General features: G+C 66.5%; 19 protein-coding genes. All 19 read left to right on the forward strand.

Annotation, left to right across the window (positions count from 1 at the left end):
• Nucleotides 1–83: 83 nt before the first annotated feature.
• Nucleotides 84–974 (forward strand): carbohydrate ABC transporter permease, encoded by an 891-nt coding sequence (locus FB547_RS30135; RefSeq protein ID WP_145747293.1) that lies wholly within the window; start codon nt 84–86, stop codon nt 972–974.
• The gene (locus FB547_RS30140; RefSeq protein WP_145747294.1) at nt 971–1,783 is read left to right on the forward strand and encodes a carbohydrate ABC transporter permease; all 813 of its coding nucleotides are present in this window, start codon (nt 971–973) and stop codon (nt 1,781–1,783) included. Before FB547_RS30135 ends, FB547_RS30140 begins: the two co-directional genes overlap by 4 nt.
• Nucleotides 1,784–1,799: 16 nt before the next feature.
• Nucleotides 1,800–2,108 carry a DUF2160 domain-containing protein gene (locus tag FB547_RS30145; RefSeq protein WP_145747295.1) on the forward strand — a complete coding sequence of 103 codons (309 nt, stop codon included), beginning with the start codon at nt 1,800–1,802 and terminating at the stop codon, nt 2,106–2,108.
• A gap of 95 nt (nt 2,109–2,203) precedes the next feature.
• Nucleotides 2,204–3,934, forward strand: coding sequence for an ABC transporter substrate-binding protein (locus tag FB547_RS30150; RefSeq protein WP_145747296.1), 1,731 nt, complete (start codon nt 2,204–2,206; stop codon nt 3,932–3,934).
• Between the two features lie 282 nt (nt 3,935–4,216).
• A complete protein-coding gene (locus FB547_RS30155; RefSeq protein WP_145747297.1) occupies nt 4,217–6,604 on the forward strand; it encodes a type VI secretion system Vgr family protein in 2,388 nt (795 codons plus the stop codon).
• A gap of 5 nt (nt 6,605–6,609) precedes the next feature.
• Nucleotides 6,610–7,497, forward strand: a complete 888-nt coding sequence (locus tag FB547_RS30160) for a DUF4123 domain-containing protein (protein WP_145747298.1) — start codon at nt 6,610–6,612, stop codon at nt 7,495–7,497.
• Complete coding sequence (locus FB547_RS30165; protein WP_145747299.1) at nt 7,494–8,027, forward strand: DUF3304 domain-containing protein; 534 nt, start codon at nt 7,494–7,496, stop codon at nt 8,025–8,027. Before FB547_RS30160 ends, FB547_RS30165 begins: the two co-directional genes overlap by 4 nt.
• A 61-nt stretch (nt 8,028–8,088) precedes the next feature.
• Complete coding sequence (locus FB547_RS30170; protein ID WP_145747300.1) at nt 8,089–8,628, forward strand: DUF3304 domain-containing protein; 540 nt, start codon at nt 8,089–8,091, stop codon at nt 8,626–8,628.
• Complete coding sequence (locus FB547_RS30175) at nt 8,625–10,193, forward strand: T6SS phospholipase effector Tle1-like catalytic domain-containing protein (protein WP_145747301.1); 1,569 nt, start codon at nt 8,625–8,627, stop codon at nt 10,191–10,193. Before FB547_RS30170 ends, FB547_RS30175 begins: the two co-directional genes overlap by 4 nt.
• Complete coding sequence (locus tag FB547_RS30180; RefSeq protein ID WP_145747302.1) at nt 10,177–10,671, forward strand: hypothetical protein; 495 nt, start codon at nt 10,177–10,179, stop codon at nt 10,669–10,671. The genes FB547_RS30175 and FB547_RS30180 overlap by 17 nt, the downstream gene beginning before the upstream one ends.
• A 154-nt stretch (nt 10,672–10,825) precedes the next feature.
• Complete coding sequence (locus tag FB547_RS30185; RefSeq protein WP_145747303.1) at nt 10,826–11,806, forward strand: dialkylrecorsinol condensing enzyme; 981 nt, start codon at nt 10,826–10,828, stop codon at nt 11,804–11,806.
• Nucleotides 11,796–12,929: a beta-ketoacyl-ACP synthase III gene (locus FB547_RS30190; protein ID WP_145747304.1), complete on the forward strand. Its 1,134-nt coding sequence runs from the start codon at nt 11,796–11,798 to the stop codon at nt 12,927–12,929. The genes FB547_RS30185 and FB547_RS30190 overlap by 11 nt, the downstream gene beginning before the upstream one ends.
• A gap of 35 nt (nt 12,930–12,964) precedes the next feature.
• Entirely contained in the window at nt 12,965–13,360 is a 396-nt protein-coding gene (locus FB547_RS30195; RefSeq protein WP_145747305.1) for a hypothetical protein, read from the forward strand.
• Nucleotides 13,357–14,337 carry a BtrH N-terminal domain-containing protein gene (locus tag FB547_RS30200; protein WP_145747306.1) on the forward strand — a complete coding sequence of 327 codons (981 nt, stop codon included), beginning with the start codon at nt 13,357–13,359 and terminating at the stop codon, nt 14,335–14,337. The genes FB547_RS30195 and FB547_RS30200 overlap by 4 nt, the downstream gene beginning before the upstream one ends.
• A gap of 326 nt (nt 14,338–14,663) precedes the next feature.
• Nucleotides 14,664–15,572, forward strand: a complete 909-nt coding sequence (locus FB547_RS30205) for an ABC transporter ATP-binding protein (RefSeq protein WP_145747307.1) — start codon at nt 14,664–14,666, stop codon at nt 15,570–15,572.
• Between the two features lie 8 nt (nt 15,573–15,580).
• Nucleotides 15,581–16,738 (forward strand): ABC transporter permease, encoded by a 1,158-nt coding sequence (locus FB547_RS30210; RefSeq protein ID WP_145747308.1) that lies wholly within the window; start codon nt 15,581–15,583, stop codon nt 16,736–16,738.
• Nucleotides 16,732–17,010, forward strand: coding sequence for an acyl carrier protein (locus FB547_RS30215; RefSeq protein WP_145747322.1), 279 nt, complete (start codon nt 16,732–16,734; stop codon nt 17,008–17,010). The genes FB547_RS30210 and FB547_RS30215 overlap by 7 nt, the downstream gene beginning before the upstream one ends.
• Nucleotides 17,007–18,086 carry a beta-ketoacyl synthase N-terminal-like domain-containing protein gene (locus FB547_RS30220; protein ID WP_145747309.1) on the forward strand — a complete coding sequence of 360 codons (1,080 nt, stop codon included), beginning with the start codon at nt 17,007–17,009 and terminating at the stop codon, nt 18,084–18,086. The genes FB547_RS30215 and FB547_RS30220 overlap by 4 nt, the downstream gene beginning before the upstream one ends.
• Complete coding sequence (locus FB547_RS30225; protein WP_145747310.1) at nt 18,083–18,586, forward strand: hypothetical protein; 504 nt, start codon at nt 18,083–18,085, stop codon at nt 18,584–18,586. The genes FB547_RS30220 and FB547_RS30225 overlap by 4 nt, the downstream gene beginning before the upstream one ends.
• The last annotated feature ends 20 nt before the right edge of the window (nt 18,587–18,606 follow it).

The following is an 18,606-nucleotide window of genomic DNA, read 5'->3' on the forward strand; positions in this document are numbered from 1 at the left end:
GGGGTGGGGGCAAGCGGCGCCCCCATCGGGCGCTCTGCCTGCCCCCATCCCAACCTTCCCCCGGAAGGGGAAGGAGCCAAGCCATGAACGCAACCAACAAGCCCATCAACCAAAAAGCCTGGTGGCTCGTGCTGCCGGTGCTGATCTGCGTGGCCTTCTCGGCCATCGTGCCGCTGATGACGGTGGTCAACTATTCGGTGCAGGACATCATCTCGCCCGACCGGCGCGTGTTCGTCGGCACCGAATGGTTCGCCTCGGTGATGCGCGACGACGAACTGCACCAGGCGCTGTGGCGCCAGCTGGGCTTCTCGCTGTCGGTGCTGCTGGTGGAGATTCCGCTGGGCATCTGCCTGGCGCTGTCGATGCCGGCCAAGGGCTGGAAGTCTTCGGCGGTGCTGGTGGTGGTGGCGCTGTCGCTGCTGATTCCCTGGAACGTGGTCGGCACCATCTGGCAGATCTACGGCCGCGCCGACATCGGCCTGCTGGGCCATGCGCTGCAGACGCTGGGCATCGACTACAACTACACGGGCAGTGCGGCGGATGCCTGGCTCACGGTGCTGGTGATGGACGTGTGGCACTGGACGCCGCTGGTGGCGCTGCTGTGCTTTGCCGGCCTGCGCTCGATTCCCGACGCCTACTACCAGGCTGCGCGCATCGATGGCGCAAGCAAGTTCGCGGTGTTCCGCTACATCCAGCTGCCGAAGATGCGCGGCGTGCTGATGATTGCGGTGCTGCTGCGCTTCATGGACAGCTTCATGATCTACACCGAGCCTTTCGTCCTGACAGGCGGCGGGCCGGGCAATGCCACCACCTTCCTGAGCCAGTACCTCACGCAGAAGGCCGTGGGGCAGTTCGACCTGGGGCCGGCGGCTGCGTTCTCGCTGATCTATTTCCTGATCATCCTGTTGTTCTGCTTCGTGCTCTACAACTGGATGCAGCGGGTCGGCACGCAAACGGTGGAGGTCGAGCAATGAACGAAAAGAGATTCCGCAAACGCAGCATCTTCCTGGTGCTGTACATCCTGTTCGCGCTGCTGCCCATCTACTGGATGGTCAACATGAGCTTCAAGACGAACGAGGAAATCGTCTCCAGCTTCTCGTTCTTTCCGCACGAGCTCACCTGGGCCAACTACGCGCGCATCTTCACCGACGAGTCGTGGTACTCGGGCTACATCAACAGCCTGATCTACGTGGCCATCAACACCGTGATCTCGCTCACCGTGGCGCTGCCGGCGGCGTATGCGTTCTCGCGTTATTCGTTCCTGGGCGACAAGCACGTCTTCTTCTGGCTGCTGACCAACCGCATGACCCCGCCCGCGGTGTTCCTGCTGCCGTTCTTCCAGCTCTACAGCACCGTCGGCCTCATGGACACTCACCTGGGCGTGGCGCTCGCGCACCTGCTGTTCAACGTGCCGCTGGCGGTGTGGATCCTCGAAGGCTTCATGAGCGGCATTCCGCGCGAGATCGACGAGACGGCCTACATCGACGGCTACTCGTTCCCGCGCTTCTTCGTGAAGATCTTCCTGCCGCTCATCAAGGCCGGCGTGGGCGTGGCGGCGTTCTTCTGCTTCATGTTCAGCTGGGTCGAGCTGCTGCTCGCGCGCACGTTGACCAGCGTGAACGCCAAGCCCATCGTCGCGACCATGACCCGCACCGTGAGCGCCTCCGGCATGGACTGGGCCACGCTGGCCGCCGCGGGCGTGCTCACCATCGTGCCCGGTGCGATCGTGATCTGGTTCGTGCGCCACTACATCGCCAAGGGTTTCGCGATGGGCCGCGTTTAAGAGGAGGAAAAAAAACATGTTCGACTGGATGGTCTGGACCACCCCGGTGGCCGTTTTCTTCATCTGCATCGCGCTCATGCTGGTCGGCATGACGGTGTGGGAGTTCAAGTCGCCCACCACCATGCGGCGCGGCTGGCTGCCGATTGCCACCACGCGCGGCGACCGGCTCTTCATCGGGCTGCTGGCCGCGGCCTACGTGAACCTGGTCTTCATCGGCCTGGCCGGCAAGTTCCAGGAATGGCTGAGCCTGGAGGCCGAGCCCTCGATCTGGATCAGCTTCGTGCTGTCGATGTTTCTTCTGGCGCTGGTGATGCGCAAGGGCTGAGCCCGACGATTTCTTTTCAGACGCGACCGGCTCTCCGCCTCCCCGGAGCCGCGATCGAAAAAACCGGGGAAGCTTTCAACCGAGGAGACACATTCATGAAGATGCGCTACACGGCATTGGCAATGGCAGCGGCGATGTTCGCCGCGCAGGGTGCATGGGCCGCAGAGCCCGAGGCCAAGAAATGGATCGACAGCGAGTTCCAGCCATCCACGCTCAGCAAGGACCAGCAGGCTGCCGAGATGAAATGGTTCATCGATGCGGCCAAGAAGCTGCAGGCGAAGGGCGTGAAAGAGATCTCGGTGGTGTCGGAAACCATCACCACGCATGAATACGAATCGAAGACGCTGGCCAAGGCCTTCGAGGAGATCACCGGCATCAAGGTGAAGCACGATCTGATCCAGGAAGGCGACGTGGTCGAGAAGCTGCAGACCTCGATGCAGTCGGGCAAGTCGATCTATGACGGCTGGATTTCCGACTCCGACCTGATCGGCACGCACTACCGCTACGGCAAGATGATGAACCTGACCGACTACATGGCCGGCGCGGGCAAGGAGTTCACCAACCCGGGCCTGGACATCAAGGACTTCATCGGCACCAAGTTCACCACCGCGCCCGACGGCAAGCTCTACCAGCTGCCCGACCAGCAGTTTGCCAACCTCTACTGGTTCCGCGCCGACCTGTTCGACCGCAAGGACCTGAAGGACAAGTTCAAGGCCAAGTACGGCTACGACCTGGGCGTGCCGCTGAACTGGAGCGCCTACGAGGACATCGCCGAGTTCTTCAGCGTCGACGTCAAGACCATCGACGGCAAGCCGATCTACGGCCACATGGACTACGGCAAGAAGGATCCGTCGCTCGGCTGGCGCTTCACCGACGCCTGGCTCTCGATGGCCGGCACCGCCGACATCGGCAACCCCAACGGCATGCCGATCGACGAGTGGGGCATCCGCGTGGCCGACGACAAGTGCACGCCCGTGGGTGCATCCGTGTCGCGCGGCGGCGCCACCAATTCGCCGGCCGCCGTGTACGCGCTCACCAAGTACATCGACTGGATGAAGAAGTACGCGCCCAAGGAAGCCATGGGCATGACCTTCGGCGAAGCCGGCCCGGTGCCGGCGCAGGGCCAGATCGCGCAGCAGATCTTCTGGTACACGGCCTTCACGGCCGACATGACCAAGAAGGGCCTGCCCGTGGTGAACGAGGACGGCACGCCCAAGTGGCGCATGGCGCCCGGCCCCAACGGTCCGTACTGGAAGCAGGGCATGCAGAACGGCTACCAGGACGTGGGTTCGTGGTCGTTCTTCAACGGCCATGACGCCAACAAGACGGCCGCCGCCTGGCTCTACGCCCAGTTCGTCACGTCCAAGAGCGTCTCGCTCAAGAAGACCATCGTGGGCCTGACCCCGATCCGCGAATCGGACATCCAGAGCAAGGCCATGACCGACCTGGCGCCCAAGCTTGGCGGCCTGGTCGAGTTCTACCGCAGCCCGGCCCGCGTCGCATGGACGCCCACCGGCACCAACGTGCCCGACTATCCGAAGCTCGCGCAGCTCTGGTGGAAGAACGTGGCCGAGGCCGTCACGGGTGAGAAGACCCCGCAGAAGGCGATGGACAACCTGGCCGACGAGATGGACAACGTGATGGCCCGCCTGCAGCGCGCCGGCATGGCCCACTGCGCGCCCAAGCTCAACGCCAAGGGCGATCCGAACAAGTGGCTCAGCGATCAGCACGCTCCATGGAAGAAGCTGGCCAACGAGAAGCCCAAGGGCGAGACCATTGAATACAGCAAGATGCTGACGGCTTGGAAGGAAGGCAAGGCGCGCTGAGCGGCTGCTTCTTTCCGAACAGCGTCCGACGAAGGGCCGCGCCGTAGGGTGCGGCCCTTTTTTTCTTCGCTGCCCTTTGCGCAGCCAATCACCCGCCGCGTGAATTTGTGCACTGAAACGGCGGGTGTCCGGCTCGCAATTGCTACTTTCGGGTGCTTCCACCGCAAGAACATCGACTTACATAATCCCTGCACAAAAGCCAGCCCGTATCCGGAGCGGCAGGACACATTCAGGGAGTCCCATGTTCAATCTACACGGCGTGCCTGCACGCCTGCGGCAGCCATGAAGCGCCGCGTCACCCTCCAGACGCCGCTGGGTGCGGCACTGCAATTCCACCGCCTTGTCGGACGAGAGACGCTCAGCCAGCCATATGTCTTCGACGTCGACTTGCTGGGCGGCAGCAATGCGATCGACCCCGCCGCTCTTCTTGGCCAGCCCGCCACCGTCGTGATGGAAACCGAGAGCGGCGCTCCGCGCTACCTCGGCGGCCTTGTCACCCGCTTCGGTCTTTCGCACGAAGACAACCGCCAGGCTTTCTACAGGATGCGCCTGCGGCCCTGGCTTTGGCTGGCCACGCGCCGCTCCGACTTCCGCAACTTCCAGGACCAGACCGTGCCCGAGATCGTCATGGCCGTGCTCGGGCACTACGGTTATCCCCTCGAGCACAGGCTGAGCCGCAGCTATCGCACATGGACCTACTGCGTGCAGTACCACGAGAGCGACTTCGACTTCATCTCGCGCCTGTGCGAGCACGAAGGCATCTACTACTACTTCCGCCACGAGGCCGGGCAGCATGTGCTGGTCTTCGCCGACGACATCGCCACTTCGCACGGCCCGCTGCCCGGTGGCGAGGCCGTGCGCTACCACCCGCACGAGAAGGCCGGCATGACCGGCGGACTGACGCCCAGCGAGCGCATCTACGAATGGGCATTCTCGGAAGAAGTGCGCTCCGGCCACCACTACACCAACGACTACGACTTCGAGAAGCCAAGGGCCGAACTCACGAGCCTGCGGCAGATGCCATCGGGGCACGATCACGACGCCTTCGAGCGCTACCAATGGCCCGGCGGCTTCACGCAGCACCACGACGGCGAGGCTTACGCGCGCATCCGCATCGAAGAACAGCTGAGCGCACACGCCCGGGCCAGCGGCCGCGCCAACCGGCGCGATCTCGCCCCGGGCCACACCTTCACGCTCACGCACCATCCGCGCGCGGACCAGAACAGGGAGCACCTGCTGATCAGCGTGGCGTACGAGTTGCAGGAAAACCTGCAGGCCAGCGAAGGGGCGGCCGGGTCCGAGGGCTCGGTCCAGCGTTTCGCCTTCGAGGCCCAGCCCACCAGCTACGCCTGGCGCCCGAGCCGCAGCACGCCCAAGCCGCGCACCCGCGGCCCGCAGACCGCCATGGTGGTGGGCCCGGCCGGCGAGGAGATCTGGACCGATCAATATGGCCGCATCAAGGTGCAGTTCCACTGGGATCGCATTGGCCAGCGCAACGAGAATTCGAGCTGCTGGGTGCGCGTGTCCACGACCTGGGCCGGGGCCGCCTTCGGCGAAGCCGCCTTGCCGCGCATCGGGCAGGAGGTCATCGTCGACTTTCTGGGCGGCGACCCCGACCACCCGATCGTCACCGGGCGGGTGCACAACGCCGACGAGATGCCGGCCTGGCAGCTGCCCCAGCAAAAGCAGCTCACGGGCATCCGCAGCCGCGAGCTCGGCGGCAGCAAGAGCAACCACCTGGCTCTTGACGATACGAACGGCAAGGCGCAGGCCCAGCTCAAGAGCGACCACCAGAGCACCAGCCTGAGCCTGGGACACATCGGCCGCATCGACGATGTCTCCGGCCGCCGGGACGACCGGGGCCAAGGCGCCGAGCTGCGCTCCGACGGCCACGGCGTCCTGCGCGCCGGCCAGGGTCTGCTGTTGAGCACCGAGGCGCGTCCCAACGCCCAGGGCCACATCACCGACATGCGCGAGACGGTGGGCCGGCTCACCGAGGGGCGCGACCTGCACGAAAGCCTGAGTCAAGCCGCGCAAGCGGCCAAGGCGCACGAGCCCGGCGACCAGGACGAAGTGACCAAGGCGCTGAAGGCGCAGAACGACGCCATCAAGGGCAGCGGCGGGGACAAGGCGCACGGCCTCTTCCCCGAATTCCAGGAACCGCACCTCACGCTGGCCAGTCCCGCGGGCATCCAGACCACCACGGCCGGCAGCACCCACATCGAGAGCGCGGGGCACACCGCCATCACCAGCGGCGCGCACACCAGCATTGCCGCCGGCAAGAGCTTTCTTGTCACCGCACAGGACGCGATCCGTGCATTCGCCATGAAGGCCGGCATCCGCATCGTCGCCGCGCAGGACAACATCGACATCACGGCATTGAAGGCCAGCATCAATGCACTGGCCAAGCTCAACATCAAGATGGAATCCAACCAGATCACCATCACGGGCAAGGACGAGGTCGTGATCAGCGGCGGCGGCAGCTACACGCGGTGGAACGCGAATGGCATCGAGCATGGCACCACTGGCCAGTCGCGCGTGCATGCGGCCAGCCACAGCTTCGTAGGGCCGGACAGCCTGCCCGTGGTTCCGTCTCCCATGCCCACCGCGCTTTGCCTGGACTGCCTGAAAAAGGCGCTGGCAGGCGGCTCGCCGCTGGCGAAGGTCTGAACGCCATGGACTTCGCACAAGACCCCATGTCGCCGCACATGGCCAATACGCTGCTGGCGCAGGTCGCACAGGACGCCGGCCAACACTGGTACCTGCTTTGCGACAGCGCCTTCAACAACCACAGCGTCGATGTCACCTACCGCGACGAAAGCGCCAATTGCTACGGCCAGGAGCCGGTGCTGGATCTTGCGCGGGGCGGACCGAGGCTCATCCTGCTGCACCAGCCCGGAGACACAGTGTCCGTTGCTGCCGAGCGGCTCGCACCGTGGCTGTCGCACTGCTCCGGCCGGCCGATGCTGAGCGTCGTTTCCAGCCCGGCATCGGCGCACGACATCGCGCAGCACTGGTCCAGCCTGCACCTGGTGCGCACCGAGAGCGGCGAGCGCTATCTGCTGCGCATGGCCGACACCCGAACGCTGCCGCTTCTGGCGTACTTTCTCAAGCCGGCGCAATGGGCGGCATGGACGCAGCTCCTGGCGCGCTGGCTCTATATCGACAGGCTGGGAGACCTGCGCGAACTGCCGATGCCCGTCGCCGGCGTTGCACCTGCCCGCGCGCCGCTCATGCTGGACGACGCGCAGGTCGACCAGCTGGCCCTGTATGCCGAACCGGATTCGATGATTGCCTACCTCAGCGAATCGATGCCGGACATGAGGTCCGAAGCCGAAAAAATGCGCGCCAGCCACTGGTACCAGATCGTCGACGACGTGCTGGAAATTGCCCGCCAGCATGGCGTCGATCGCATCGAGGACAAGGTGGCCATGCTGCGGGTCGCGCGCCTGACGCGCGGGGCGAGCACGACGGACGCGCGCGTGCTCGAGATGCTGCGCAGCAAGCGATGGCAGCCGGGCGCGATGGATGACGCGCTGCTGGCGACGGGCGTGCTGGGATGAGCGACGTGACAGGAAGTAAGCCGAACACCGGCTTCCGCAACCGGTCGACGTTGCGTTGGCTGGCCGCAGGCGCATGCGCGCTGCTGGTCGGTTGCAGCGATGAAATGGTCCCGGCGTCGGTCATGGGCTACAACCACATGAGCGATTGGGGCATCGAGAGCTTTACGGTGGACGGTGCTGGGGGACCGAACATAACGCCCGAAGCGGGAGGAGGGAAATCGTCATGCTGCGGGAAAATTCCGGCGCACTGGCGTGCTGGCATGAAAGTCAAAGTGCAATGGAGCTACGACACCACGCAAGGTGGTCCCAGGCCGCCGCCTCCTCAAGAAGCCGTGGTTGAAATCCCTGAGTACTCCAAGCGCACTGGAGATATCCAGGCGCATTTCTATCCGAACCACAAGGTCAAGGTCGTGGTCTCCAACTATGGGATCGAACACCCTCGCTATCCCATGAGCGAAGAAGACAAGCTCCCCTGGAAAACCAGCAAACAGCTGCTGGAATACGAAAAGGAAGGGAGACTGCCTGAATGACGGACAGCATCGATGCGGCTTTGAATCCCGCACTCAATCCAATCATCTCCCGGAGAACACCGTGCTCAGAAATTTGATAGAGATCGGTAAATCGACCGTTCGCCTGGCCGGGAGGAAGAAATGGAGTTTGCTGGCCGCAGGAGCATGCGCGCTGCTGATAGGTTGCAGCGACGAAATGGTCCCGGCGTCGGTGGAGGGATACAACCACATGAGCGACTGGGGCATCGCGAGTTTTACGGTTGATGGTGCTGGGGGGCCGAACCTGACTCCGAGATCTGGAGGCGGAGGATCGTCATGCTGCGGAAGAGTTCCGGCGCGCTGGCGCCCTGGCATGAAGGTCAAAGTGCAGTGGAGCTACGACACCACGCAAGGTGGTCCCAGGCCGCCGCCTCCTCAAGAAGCCGTGGTTGAAATCCCTGAGTACTCCAAGCGTACGGGAGATAATCAGGCGCATTTCTATCCAGATCACAAGGTCAAGGTCGTGGTCTCCAACTATGGAATTGAGCACCCCCGCTATCCCATGAGCGAGGAAGACAAGCTCCCCTGGAAAACCAGCAAACAGCTGCTGGAATATGAAAAGGAAGGGAGGCTGCCTGAATGACCGACAGCATCGAAGCAGCTTTGAACCCCGCGCTCGGCCTGACCCGAAGCCGCGAGCGTCCGTTGACGCCGCGCGAACTGATGCAGCGCGACAAGGCGGTGTGCGCCGCCAACCCCGTGAGTTCGAAGCCAAGCTGCACCGGCGTCATCTTCGTGGGCATGTTCTTCGACGGCACCGGCAACAACGAGGATGCGGACTTCAAGAAGCCAGAGCGTTCTCCGCGCGAGCAAAAGCACAGCAACGTCGTGCGGCTGTATCACGCGTTTCCGGGCCAAGATGAGGGCGAACACACGTCCGGCACCACGAGCTACTATCGCTACTACATACCCGGTGTGGGCACGCCCTTCGAGGAAATCGGCGATGACGGCAAGGGCATCGATGGCCAGATCTCGCAGACGCTGGGGTCAACCAGTGCCTGGTACGGCGAACCCCGAATCATCTGGGGCCTGACACGGATATTCAATGCCGTCAGCCGGTATGCCTACAAGTCCAATATCTTCGACAACAAGGCGGCGGCCTCGCTGGCCCGCAACCTGAGCGGCGTGACGTCCTTTGGCTCCGAACGGCGCAAGGTGCTCAAGGACACCTGGCAGGCCAAGCTCAAGTCCCAACTGGTCAACCGCAAGCCCGAGATCACGCAGATCAATCTCAGCGTCTTCGGTTTTTCTCGCGGCGCGGCCGAGGCACGGGCCTTCGTCAACTGGCTCTGCGAAATCTGCGAACACAAGGATGGCGGCTACCTCTTTGCCGGCATCCCGCTGCGCGTGCAGTTCCTCGGCATCTTCGACACCGTGGCCTCGGTGGGTGCGGCCGGGCTGTACAGCGTGTTCGAAGGCCGCCAGAGCTGGGCCTGGAACAACATGCAGGTGCACCCGGCCGTGGAGCAGTGCCTGCACCTGGTGGCGGGCCACGAGGTGCGCGCGTGTTTTCCGCTCGACTCGGTGCGCATCGACGGCAGGTACCCGCCCAACGTGCGGGAGTACGTGTATCCCGGCTCGCACTCCGACGTGGGCGGCGGCTACATGCCGATGTGCCTGGGCAAGAACGACTGGGCCGAGGACGACCGGCAGCTGGCGCGCATCCCGGGCTTCGAGATGTACTGTGCGGCCATGATTGCGGGGGTGCCTTTCACGCCGCTGGAAAAGTTGCGGGAGCCGGTGGCAAAGGCGTTGGTGCCCCACCCCCGACACCCTCGAAGCCTTCCACGCCTACTACAAGGCCGCGGACATCACGCCCGGCCCCGTGGAGGAGATGCACCGCCAGCACATGGGCCACTATTTCATCTGCCGCTGGCAGTTGCTGGACCGTGGGTTGCAGGCCTCGCCGGAATGGGCGCGCGCGAGCCGGCATCCCAACAAGGGCAAGAACTACGACGGCGAGCTGCAGTGGCTGCAGGCCACGCAGCGCGCGCTGATCCATGTGATTGCGGCGGTGCTGGCCGAAATCGACCGCCGCATCGAAAGCGGCAACAGCCGCTGGAGCTGGAGCAAGGACGAGCGGCTGAAGCAGCCGCTGGCCTTCGACCTGGGCGTTCAGTTGCTGAGCCCGGTGGCGACCCTCGCTGAACTGGGCGGCAAGGCCGATGCGCGCATGGATCGGCTCAAGGAAGGCGAACTGCACGCCAGGGCCGCCGCGCTGGCCCGCCAGGCGCCGGCGTACCTGGCCAGGTGGCGCAAGTGGCTGGCCGACAACCAGCAGGCCGAGGTGCACGACACCGACATCGAGCGCGAGCCGGTGCTGCTGCTCGAAAGCCCGAGGTCGACGCCGCTGCCCGCGGACGTGTCGACCTTCTTCTCGAATTTCGTGCACGACTCGATGGCGGGCTTCATCGGCTTCGGCATGCCCGAATTCGAGGCCAACGGCTTTGGGCTGGCGAAGTTCCGGCGCATCTACGCGGGGAACAGGGGCGACGATTTCCTGCGCGGGATGGTCGTCAGGGCGAACGAAAAGAAGATCGCCGCGGCCCAGGCGCTGCGTACGCAGACGGCCCAGTGGCGGATGGAGTCGGAGAACTACAGGCGCGCCAATCCGAATCCCTGGTAGCCAGGGGGCGAGGGGAACGCGGCGGCAACGCCCGCCTCCATGGTCCGGCGGTTTTTTTCGTCCATCCGTGGGATCGACGCGACGGCATGACCAATGGCAGATGCGCCAGTGCGACGGTTGGCTTACATTCGACGGCCCCGCCTCGCCCCAGCAAGTGAACTCAAGCATTTCCAGCCCCGCCGCGCGCACCAAGCGTGTCCTGGTGATCCACTATTCGCAGACCGGCCAGCTCGGCAGCGTCGCCGAGCAGATCGTCGCGCCGCTCAGGGCCGACCCGGGGATCTCCGTGCACGTCGAAACCCTGCGCCCCGAGGCGGATTTTCCGTTCCCGTGGCCGTTCCTGACCTTCTTCGACGCGTTCCCGGAGTCGGCCCACATGAAGCCGCCGCCGCTGGCGCCGCTCTCGCTCACGGGCGACGAGGATTTCGACCTTGTCATCCTGCCGTACCAGGTGTGGTTCCTGGCGCCGTCGCAGCCGGTCGTCGCCTTCCTGAAGCATCCGCTGGCCCGGCGCCTGCTCGAGGGCAAGCCGGTGGTCACGGTCATTGCCTGCCGCAACATGTGGCTGCTGGCCCACGAGAAGCTCAAGGGCCTGCTCGATGCGGCGGGCGCGCGCCTGATCGACAACGTGGTGTTCACCGATCCCGGCCCGACGCTGGCCACCTTCTTCACCACGCCGGCCTGGCTGATCTGGGGCCGCAAGCGCGGTTTCTGGGGCATGCCCGATGCCGGCCTGAGCGACGCACAGATCCGGGGCGCGGGCCGTTTCGGCCGGGCGCTGCGCGAGGCGCTGCATGGCGACCGGGAGCGCGGATCGCAGCCGCTGCTCGCGGGCCTGGGCGCGGTGCAGGCCAATGCGCGGCTTCTCATCAGCGAAAAGGCCGGCACGCGCAGCTTTTTCCTCTGGGGCAAGCTGATCATGGCGGCGGGCCGGCCCGGCGCCTGGCAGCGCAAGCCGCTGCTGCTGCTCTATGTGGCGTTCCTGCTCGCGCTGATTGTCACGGTCGTCCCGGTGAGCCTGAGCCTCCAGGCGCTGCTGCGGCCGCTGTTCAAGGGGTGGCTGACTAAAATGACGGCCAGCTTCGAACGCCCTTCGGGCTCGGCCACGGACCGTTCCCCCCTCTATGACGACTGAAGTCTTCCTGACCCGCACCGCCGCCTTCCTGCCCTTTTCCCCGGTCAGCAATGAAGACATCGAAGACGTCCTCGGCCGCATCGGCGGCAAGGCCTCGCGCGCGCGGCGGCTGATTCTGCGCAGCAACGGCATCCAGTCGCGCCACTACGCGATCGACCGGGCCACCGGCCAGCTCGCCATGAGCAATGCGCAGCTCACCGCCGAAGCGATCCGGGCGCTCGGCGACACCGGCCCGGTGGATTGCCTCGTCACCGGCACCTCGCTGCCCGACCAGCTGATGCCCAACCACGCGGTGATGGTGCATGGCGAGCTCGGCTGGCCGCGGCTCGAGGTGGTGGCTTGCGCGGGCATCTGCCTGGCGGGCACCACGGCGCTCAAGCATGCCTGGCTCTCGGTGCGTTCGGGCGACGCGCGGCGCGCGGTGGCCACCGGCTCGGAACTGGCCTCGGCCGTGATGCGCGGCTCCAGGTTCGAAGCCGAGCTGGAGCACAAGCTCCAGGCGCTCGAGGAGCGGCCCGAACTCGCCTTCGAGAAGGATTTCCTGCGCTGGATGCTTTCCGACGGCGCCGGCGCCGTGCTGCTCGAGCGCGAGCCGCGCGGCCCGCTGTCGCTGCGCGTGGAATGGATCGACCTGTCTTCCGCCGCGCACGAGCTGCCGGTGTGCATGTACGCGGGCGCCGACAAGAATGCCGAGGGCGGGCTCGACGGCTGGGCGCGCACCGACCCCGAAGATTGGCGGCGCGAATCGACCTTCGCCGTCAAGCAGGACGTGCGCCTGCTCAACGAGAACATCGTGCGCGCCACGCTGGGCGAGCCGCTGGCGGCCATCGTGGAGAAGCGCGGCCTGAAGGCGGCCGACGTCGACTGGTTCCTGCCGCACCTGTCGTCCGGCTATTTCGTGGAGCCCGTGAGCCGCTGCCTCGAGTCGATGGGCTTTGCCATTCCGCGCGAGCGCTGGTTCAGCAACCTCGCGACCAAGGGCAACACCGGGTCGGCCTCGCCCTACATCATGCTCGACGAGCTGTTCCGTTCGGGCCGCATCAAGCCCGGCCACAAGCTGCTGATGTTCGTGCCCGAAAGCGGCCGCTTCTCGAGCGGCTTCATCTACATGGAAGCCGTGTGACATGAACCACGCCACAACTCGCCGAAAGGCCTGACATGGACCTCGATGCTGTTCCGCAGGAAGGCAACGCCACGCTCGACGGCCATGCCAAGCTCATGTACGCGCGCGACGCGCAGGGCCGCGTGGTCACCACGCGCTCGCGCGGCTGGGAGGCGGAGGAAATCGTCACCAGCCATGCAGTCGACGTGCTCATCGAGCAGGCCCGCGACGCCAGGGAACGCGTGGCCCGCGGGCTCGCGTCGCCGCTCGAATACTGGATGTACGAGCGCCGCATGGACGTGGCGCTGCTCTCGCAGACCAGCGGCTTCTGGCAATGGCGCGTGCGGCGCCACCTGAAGCCGAAGCACTTTGCAGCGCTGTCCGCGAAGCAGCTGGCGCGCTATTCGGAGGCGCTGGGACTTCCCGTTTCCACCTTGCAGGGCCTGCCGTGACATTCGAACACCAGCAAGCGGCGCATTGCGAAAGCGGCGTCATCTCCAGCCTCATGCGCCACCACGGCGCGCCCATGACAGAGAGCATGGCGCTCGGCCTGTCGTCGGCGCTGTCCTTCGCCTACCTGCCGTTCATCAAGCTCTCGGGCCTGCCGCTCATCTCGTACCGCATGCCGCCCAAGGCCATCATCAAGGGCCTCCTGGCGCCGATGGCCGCGCGCTTTCGCTTCGAGACCTTCCGCAGCCCCGAGGCCGGTGCGCAGCGCCTCGATGCACTGCTTGCGGGCGGGCAGATCGTGGGGCTGCAGACCTCGGTCTACTGGCTGCCGTACTTTCCGCCCAACATGCGCTTCCACTTCAACGCGCACAACCTGCTGGTGTACGGCAAGGAGGGCGACGACTACCTGATCAGCGATCCGGTGTTCGAAGAGCCGGTGCGCTGCGCCAGCGCCGATCTTTCGCGTGCGCGCTTCGCCAAGGGCGTGCTGGCACCCAAGGGCCTCATGTACTACCCGCAGGCGATCGAGCGCAAGACGGTCGATGCGGCCTCGGTGACCAAGGCGATCCGCAAGACGGTGCGCACCATGCTCGCGCCGATTCCGATCGTCGGCGTGCGCGGCATGCGCACGCTGGCCAAGCGCATGCAGAAGCTGCCGCCGGGCGATCCGCGCAGCGTCGACTTCATCGGCCACGTGGTGCGCATGCAGGAAGAAATCGGCACGGGCGGGGCGGGCTTCCGCTTCATCTACGCGGGCTTCCTGCAGGAGGCGGCGCAGCTGCTCGACAAGCCGCAGCTGCAGCAGATGTCCGAGCGGCTGATCGCCATCGGCGACGGCTGGCGCGCCTTCGCGCTCAAGGCGGCGCGCATGGTGAAGGGCCGCGAGCCGGTCGATCCCATGGCACTGGCCGGCAAGCTGCGCGAGCAAGCTCAGCAGGAAGAAACCTTCTTTCGCGACCTCAAGGCCGCTGTTGCCTGAATGAAGGCTTGTTTTTCCGTTCGTCGCGTTGGAGGGCATTCAGGGCGCGCTCCCGCCGACGGGGTACGCGGCGAAGCGAATGTCCCCCGCCTTCGGCTCCTCCTTTATTTCGCTGCGCAAGGCACCCCATCGACGGGAGCGTTGGACAGTGCGGTCGTTGATCAGCCGTGCACACAGAACGTGCCCAGGTGCACAGGGCATCGGGTGCTCCCCGCAGCGAAATCAAGGAGGAGGCCGCAGGCCGGGGGACATTCGCGGAGGGGAGTACCCGGTGGCCTGTGCACGGGCCCTGAACAAGAGCGCCAAGAACAACAGCGCACAGCCCGATGCTGGAACTGAAGAACCTCGGCTACCGCTATCCGCACGCCGACGCCGCCGCGCTGGCCGACGTCTCGCTCGCGGTACCCCGAGGCTGCGTGATGGGCCTGCTCGGACCCAACGGCGCGGGCAAGACCACGCTGATCTCGCACCTCTCGGGCGCGCTCGCGGTGCAGTCGGGCGAGATCCGCATCGACGGCCAGCCGCTGCAGCAGGTGCGCGCCAAGGCACCCACGCGCATCGCGGTGGCGCCGCAGGACCAGGCCTTCTATCCGATGCTCACGGTGGCCGAGAACCTCGCATGCTTCGCCGCGGCGGGCGGCCTGGCCGGTGCGCGCAGGAAGGCGCGCATCGAGGCCTGTACGCACTTCGCCCAGCTCGAGCAATTTGCCGGCGTGCGCGCCGAGCGGCTCTCGGGCGGCCTCAAGCGCCGCCTTAACCTTGCCATCGCCTTGTTGCCCGAGCCCGAGCTGATGCTGTTCGACGAGCCCACGGTGGGCGTCGATCCGCAGTCGCGCGCCTTCATCCTCGACGCCATCAAGAGCCTGGCGCAGCAGGGCGCGGCGGTGATCTATGCCTCGCATTACATGGAAGAGATCGAGGCCATTGCCGACCGCGTGGCCATCCTCGACCATGGCCGCGTGCTGCGCGAAGGCTCGCTCGAACAGCTGCTGTCGAAGAGCGCCATGCTGCTCACGCTGGCGGCCGACGGGCTCGACGCGCAGAGGCTCTCGCGCTTCGGTGCGGTGGAGCAGGGCGGCGTGCACTGGCGCATCCACCTGCGCGAAGGCACCGGACCCGGTCCCGTGCTGGCGGCCCTGGAAGCCGAAGGCATCGAGGTGCGCCACGCCGAGTTCGGCCGCCACGATCTCGAGCAGCTCTTCATGGCGCTCACCCATCGCTCGCTGCGCGATTGAAGAACCCCATGCTCTTCGCGCTCATCAAGAAGGAACTGCTCGCACTGGTGCGCGACATGCACGGGCTCGCGGCGCTGTTCCTGATGCCGATGGTCTTCATCGTGCTGATGTCGCTCACGCTGAAGGACATCTACCGGCCGCCGCTGGCCGAACTGAGCTATGCGGTCGACCGGCGCGACACCGAAACGCCCGCGCAATGGCTGCAGCAGATCTGGCAGCGCAGCCATGGCGCGCCCAAGGCGCTCGATGCCGACTGGCAGGCGCAGCTGCGAAGCGGCGCGCTCAAGTACGTGATCGTGCTGGAGCCCGGCCTGTCGGAGGAACTCGAATCGGCCGCGCTGTCGACCCAGGCCCACATCCGGCTGCTGACGGAGCCCGGCATCGACGCCAACCTGTTCAACGCGCTGCGCGCCGAACTCATCGGCGCGTCCGGCGAACTGAAGGCACGCCTGGCGCTGGCGGTGCCCGGCACCTCGGGCCCGCCGCCGGGCGCCTCGATCCAGGCGCTGGTGAAGGCCGAGCGCTATGCCACCGCCGGGCCGCGGCCCACTTCGGTGCAGCAGAACGTGCCCGCATGGCTGGTGTTCGGCATGTTCTTCGTGGTCGCCTCGCTCTCCAGCCTGTTCGTGCAGGAACGCAGCTCCGGCGCGCTGGGCCGGCTGCGCAGCCTGGGCGTCTCGCGCGTCATGCTGCTGATGTCAAAGGCGCTGCCCTACCTGGGCGTCAACGCGCTGCAGGCCGTGCTGATGCTGGCCGCCGGCATCTGGCTGATGCCGCTGATCGGCGGCGACGCGCTTTCGCTCGCGGGTATCCATTGGGGCGCGCTGGTGCTGGCGCTCGCGGCCGTGAGCCTGGCCGCGGTGAGCCTGTCGCTGGCGCTCGCATGCGCAGTGCGCAGCCATGCGCAGGCCGCCACCATCGGGCCGATGGTCAACGTGCTGATGGCGGCAGCCGGCGGCATCATGGTGCCCAAGTTCGTCATGCCGGCCTTCATGCAGCGGCTGGTCGAGATCTCGCCGATGAACTGGGGGCTGGAGGCGCTGCTCACCGTGCTGCTGCGCGGCGGCGGCGTGGCCGACACGCTGCCGCAGGTCGGTCGGCTCGTGGTGTTTGCGGCAGCCATGTTCCTTCTCGCCGTCTTTCTGTTTCGCAGGCGCGCATCGTGACCCACTCCCATTCCGCTGAATTCATCGCCAGCCTGAAGGCCATGGTGCTCGAGGCCGTCGAAAAGGACGCACCGCCGGGCGGCCTTGGCGACGACGAGCCGCTGTTCGGGCCCGAGGCCCGGCTCGACCTCGATTCGCTCGATGCCCTCCAGGTATCGATGACGATCCAGCAGCGCTTTGGCGTGCGCATGCCCGACAGCAAGGAAACGCGCCGCGCGCTCAGCTCCATCGCCCACCTGGCCGACCACCTGGTGCAAGCGGGCAAGGCATGAGCGGCAAGAGCGTGTACCTTGCCGGCATGGGCCTGGCCTGCGCGCTCGGCAACGATCTTCTGTCCGCCGTGGCCGCCCTGGCGCGCGGCGGCGTGCAGCCGGTGCCGGTCGCCGTCTCGGAAGGCGTGCAGTGGCCGGTGCACAAGCTCCCGCCGCAGGAGGGCGATTGGAAGCAGCGGCTGGAGCGCGTCGTACGCGGCGTGGCCGCGCAGGCGTACCAAGGGGCGGCGGCGGCGCGGTCCGGGCCGCTCTTCGTCGCATCGTCCTCGCTCGACATCGGCGGCATGGAACACACGGTGCAAGACTTGCGGCTGGGCGGCGACCTGCAGGACTTTGCCGGCCTCGTGGCCGCTGCGCTCGACTGGCAAGGGCCGGTCTTCACCATCTCGACGGCCTGCACCTCGGCGCTCAACGCCGTGCTCGCGGCCTGCGACCTGATTCGCAGCGACCAGGCCGGCGAGGCACTGGTGATCGGCGCCGAGCTGGGCAACCGCTTCACGGTGGCCGGCTTCGGCGCGATGCAGCTGCTCTCGCCCGACAGCGCGCGGCCCTTCGGCGCCGGACGCAACGGGCTGGTGCTTGGCGAGGCGGTGGCCGCATTGCGCCTCGGCTCGCGCGCGGCGCGCTGGCGCATCGTGGGCGGGGCCAACGTGGTCGACGGGCGCAATCCATCGGGCACCGAAGCCAGCGCGGTGCTTGCGATGTGCCATCAGGCACTGGCGCAGAGCGGGCTGCGGCCGCAGGACATCGACCTGATCAAGGTGCAGGCTGCGGGCAGCCCGGCCAACGATGCGATCGAGGCGATGGCATTGAAGCAGGTCTTCGATCCGCTGCCGCCGCTGGTGTCGCTCAAGTCGGCGATCGGCCACACGCTGGGTGCCTCGGGTGCCGCCGAGCTGGCCTTGCTCGTTGCCTGTATCGAGAGTGGCGTGTGGCCGTCGGCCGGCTATGCGCTCGACGATGAACTCGGCATTGCCCTGAGCACGCAGGCGCCGGCCGGGCTGCGCCACATCCTGCTCAATGTGGTCGGGTTCGGCGGCGGGCACGCCTCGCTGGTGCTGGAGGATGGCCGATGAACGCCGGCTCCGCTCAGGCATGGCGCACCGCCGCCCACTTCACGGCCGATCCGCTGCCTGCGGACTGGCGCGACCGGCTCGCGCACCGGCTCGGCCGGCGGCCGCGGCGCGTCGGGCTCTGGACCGAGCTTGCGATGTTCGGGGCCCGGCAGTGCCTCGATGCCGCGGGCGAGGCGGCCTTGCCCGCGGGGGCGCGCCTGCGCGTCTCGAGCCTGCGCGGCGCCTGGGGAGCGACGCATGCGGGCCTGGCGCAGCTCGACGCCGGCATGCTGATGCCGTTCACCTTCATGCAGGGCCAGCCCGCGCTGATGCTGGCGGAGGTCGGCCGCTGCCTCGAATGGCAGGGCGACGCGAGCTTTGCGCTCAGCCGCGATCCGCAGCAGCTGCTGCAGTTCTCGAAGCTGGGCGCCGGCAGCGCCGGCCTGCTGGTCGGAGTGGTGGAAGAGGAGCGCAATGGCGAGAAGCCGCGCTCCGAATGGTGGCGGCTGGTGCCGGCCTGAAGCACCGCAAGGCAATCCCG

The organism is Variovorax beijingensis, from assembly GCF_007828835.1.
GTDB lineage: Bacteria > Pseudomonadota > Gammaproteobacteria > Burkholderiales > Burkholderiaceae_C > Variovorax > Variovorax beijingensis_A.